Genomic DNA, 3,919 nt, shown 5'->3' with positions numbered 1-3,919 from the left:
GATCGTCGACGAGCACGACCCGAACATGCCGCCCTGGCCCGGACACCGCGGCCTCCGGCTCTCCCCCGGCCACGGGCCCACCGGAAGCACCGGAAGCGGACTCATCGGCGGCCGACGCGTCGGAGACATCGGCGTCCCCGAACGCCCCCTGGCCCGCGGCCCCACCCTGCCGGCCACCAGCGGGCACGGGGCCGGATTCCTGCGCGGCCCGGTCGCCTCCCCGGCCCACGGCCGGTTCCGTGCCCGAACCGCTCTGCCCGGCAAGGTCGTTCGGCTCGTTCGCGTCACTCATGACGTCGTCTCCGCCCTCTCCATCTCCAGCTCGACCTCCGTGCCGCCGCCCGGTACGGCGCGGAGCCGTGCCGTACCGCCGTTCCGTTCCATGCGGCCGATGATCGATTCTCTGACGCCCATGCGGTCGGCGGGTATCGCGTCGAGATCGAAGCCGGGGCCGCGGTCACGCACGGACACGAAGACCGTCCTTCCCTCGACCTCGGCGAAGACCTGTACGGCGCCGCCCTCGCCACCGTACTTGGCGGCGTTCACCATCGCCTCGCGCGCGGCCTGCATCTGTGCGGTCAGTCCCTCGTCGAGGGGGCAGTCACCGACGACGACCACCTCTATGGGCACTCCGTGCTTGTCCTCGACCTCCGCGGCGTTGCGTCGCACGGCCTCGGCGAGGGTGTCGGGCTCCTCTTCCTCGTCCTTTCCGGTTCCCTCGGGTTTGTACAGCCAGTTGCGCAGGTCGCGCTCCTGGGCGCGGGCCAGGCGGCGGACCTCGTTGGGGTTGTCCGCGTTGCGCTGTATCAGCGTCAGGGTGTGCAGCACCGAGTCGTGCACATGGGCCGCGACCTCCGCGCGTTCCTGGGCGCGGATGCGCATCAGGCGCTCCTCGGAGAGGTCCTGGGTCATTCTGACGAGGTAGGGGCCCGCCAGCAGCGCTATCCCCACAAGGACCGCGAGCGCTGCCTGCAACACCGAGCCGAGGTGGGCGGCGGAGCCTTGCAGGACGAATATCCCGGAGACGCCGGCGGTGACGAGCAGGACTCCGGCCACCGAGCGGAGCAGGGTGATGGTGCGCCGGCGGCGGCCGACCTCGGCCCAGCGTGCCCGCCGCGCATTGTCCGCCTGACGCCAGACCAGAGCCACACCGGCGGCGACCAGCACCGTCGGCCAGAGATACGCTCGGGCGCCGTCCCCCAGATTCACATTGCCGACGAAGACCATGGCCACGACGACCATGAGGAGGAGGGCGACGATCTGGCCCCGGTCGGGTCGGCGGGCCACGAGTCTGCGGCGGCCGTCGGGTGATGTCTCGGTGGTGATGGCCGAGGGCCGCTGATTGTCGACCCCGCCGACGCCGAGCGGCACGAAGAACCAGAACGCCGCGTACACCAGGGCACCCAGGCCGTCTGCCGTGAACAGACCGACGAACACGAGTCGGACCCAGATCACGGGCAGCCCGAGATGCCCTGCGAGCCCTCGCGCCACTCCGCCGAGCCAGCGACCGTCGCTGCTGCGGTAGAGCTTGCGCGGGGGCCGCGGAGTGTCGATGGGCAGTGCTGCGGCTTCCGGCATGCCATCGATGTTCACACGCACGGCCGATCGAGGCATCAGGGTCGATCCCCGAGACGCCCCTGATCTTCGGCGAAGTCGTGATCGAACGCATCCCCGGGTGGATATCAGGGTTCGACCAGGGTCATCCCGACTGCCGTCGAACCGGCCCGGCGGTCACGATGGACGCATGACGGATCACCAGCACGCGGCATCGGAGTCGGGACCCTCCTCGGGCCCCGGCTCCCAGCGGCCGACCGCCGAGCCGCAGGACGTCGTGCCCCCGCCGGGCATGACGGAGGAGTCGCGCGCGCACGAGGGCCATGGGGCGGCGAAGGAGCCGCACCCCGGCCCCGGCTCGGGCACTCGCCCGGGCACGGGTATGCGCGGGGGTGCGGGCACGGATGCGCATGCCGGTGCGGCTGGGGATGCGGGTGCGGGCACGCCCGCGGATCAAGCGGCCTACGGCGCGCATGCTGCCGGCCCGGCTGATTCGGGCGGTTCGGCTGGCCCGGGCGACTCAGGGGGTTCGGGCGCCTCGGGGGGTTCGGGCGCCTCGGGGGAAGGTCATCCGAAGGACCGGGCCGCTGTCGGCGGCTCCGCTGGTCCGGCGGGGCAGGCCACTCCCGGTGATCCCGTCGGCACCCCGGTCGCTCCACAGGGGTTCCGCCGTGACCGGCGGTACAAGATGTTGGGCGGTGTCTGCGCCGGCCTCGGGCGGCAGTGCGACATGGACCCGGTGATCTTCCGGATCGTGCTCGCGGTACTCTCCGCGACCGGCGGGCTCGGCCTGATCTTCTACGGCTTCGCCTGGCTGTTCATGCCGTACGACGACGAGGAGGAGAACGAGGTACGGAAGCTGCTCACCGGCCGTGTCGACGGTCAGGCACTGGCGGCCGTCCTCTTCGCGCTGGTCGGCTGCGGTGTGTTCCTCACGATGCTGGGCAACAGCACCGTCCTGACCTTCTCCGTGATCGTCACCCTTCTCCTGGCCGGCGCGGGCTACTGGTCACGGCAGCGAGGCACCCCCGACCCCGACCCGTTGGCAGCGCAGGCCGTGGCCGACGCTCCGCCGGAGGCCCAGGCACCCCCCGTGGCCGCCTCCTACCCGTCGTGGTGGCGGGACCCGATAGTCAAGGACGGCACCCACGTGGGCACTACCGGCTATCTGTGGGGCCCTGGGGAGACGCGTGAGCGAGACATCTCCGCGGCGGTCAACATCGCTCGCGGCATTCCCGCGCGGCACGACATACGCGCCGCGCGGGGGCCGAAGCCGCGCGGGCCTCGCTGGATAGGCGGCTGGGTCTTCCTGCTCGCGCTGCTCGCCGGCGGTCTCGGGACCACCGCGACGTGGGAGGACCGCACGCTGGCGGCCAGCATGCAGACAGGGCTGGCCTGTGCGCTGGTGGCATTCGGCCTGGGCATAGCGGTGAGCTCCTTCCTGGGCCGGACGGGAGCCGGGTCGATCTTCCTGGCCCTGGTCACCGCGGGGCTCCTGGCGGGCGCGGCGGCGCTCCCGTCGAACATCACGACGGACTGGGCCCGCACCAAGTGGACACCGGGGAAGGCCGCGGACGTGGCGGCGCGGTACGAGTTGGGGACGGGAGTGGGCACGTTGGATCTGACGCGGGTGGATCTGGCGAAGGGCCAGACGTTGTCCACGAGTGTGGAAGTGGGCGCGGGCAAGGTGAAGGTCGTGGTCCCGCCGGACGTGACAGTGCGGCTCGACGTCCAGGTGGGCTTCGGTGACATCCAGCTGCCGGGTGAGGGCAAGGAGGACGTGGACGTGGCGCCGGACAAGAGCGACCGTCTGACGCTGTCCCCGCCCGAGGGCCCGGGGAGTGGTGGGACGATCACTCTCGACCTGGAGGTCGGTCTGGGACAGGCGGAGGTGGCCCGTGCTGCGGCATGAGTTCCAGCCCGGGAAGCTGGTCGGCGGACTCTTCGTGACCGCCGCCGGCGTCATCTACCTCGGCGATGCGGCCGGGGCCTGGCAGACCCCATGGTTCGTCGTCCTACCGCTCACCTTCGGCGGCCTGTGCCTCGCGGGCGCCGTGGCCTCCATACACCACGCGATACGGGGCCACCGGGCGTCTTGCCGGACCGGAGGGGAAGACAGAGGGGAGCGGCGAGGTGGACGGGGCCGACAGGACGAGCCGAGTCACTGGGCGTAGCAGGGGTCGTCGGGCGGATTGGCTCGTTGGGGGGCGTGGACCACTGAGGAGAGGGCGGCGGCGGGAGGAGCGAGCCTACGGGGCTGACGGGGCCAACGGAGCTCACGGGGGGCGAAGGGAAACACGGGTCGGCAGGGTCAACAGGGCACATACTCAGAGGCGGGCAGTCGCCGGGGGAAGGTGGGCTGGGC

2 protein-coding genes and 1 pseudogene are annotated in these 3,919 nt (G+C 71.7%); 1 reads left to right on the top strand and 2 read right to left on the bottom strand.

Annotated features, from left to right (window positions below):
* Positions 1-292: pseudogene (locus tag AOK15_RS45000) on the bottom strand (hypothetical protein); the annotation flags it as partial.
* Entirely contained in the window at positions 289-1,614 is a 1,326-nt protein-coding gene (locus AOK15_RS15890; protein ID WP_055517222.1) for an ATP-binding protein, read from the bottom strand. The gene AOK15_RS15890 and the pseudogene AOK15_RS45000, both read right to left, overlap by 4 nt.
* Before the next feature lie 232 nt (positions 1,615-1,846).
* On the opposite strand from AOK15_RS15890, the gene AOK15_RS15885 reads away from it, so the two are divergent.
* Positions 1,847-3,466, top strand: coding sequence for a PspC domain-containing protein (locus AOK15_RS15885; RefSeq protein WP_420876913.1), 1,620 nt, complete (start codon positions 1,847-1,849; stop codon positions 3,464-3,466).
* Positions 3,467-3,919: the final 453 nt, after the last annotated feature.

This window comes from Streptomyces ossamyceticus (assembly GCF_001418475.1).
Taxonomy (GTDB): domain Bacteria; phylum Actinomycetota; class Actinomycetes; order Streptomycetales; family Streptomycetaceae; genus Streptomyces; species Streptomyces ossamyceticus.
This window is presented reverse-complemented; position numbering and strand designations above follow the sequence as displayed.

Excerpts from the sequence above, each read along its gene's own strand:
- AOK15_RS15890 (WP_055517222.1), bottom strand. The coding sequence starts at position 1,614 with ATGCCTCGATCGGCCGTGCGTGTGAACATCGATGGCATGCCGGAAGCC.
- AOK15_RS15885 (WP_420876913.1), top strand. The coding sequence starts at position 1,847 with ATGACGGAGGAGTCGCGCGCGCACGAGGGCCATGGGGCGGCGAAGGAG.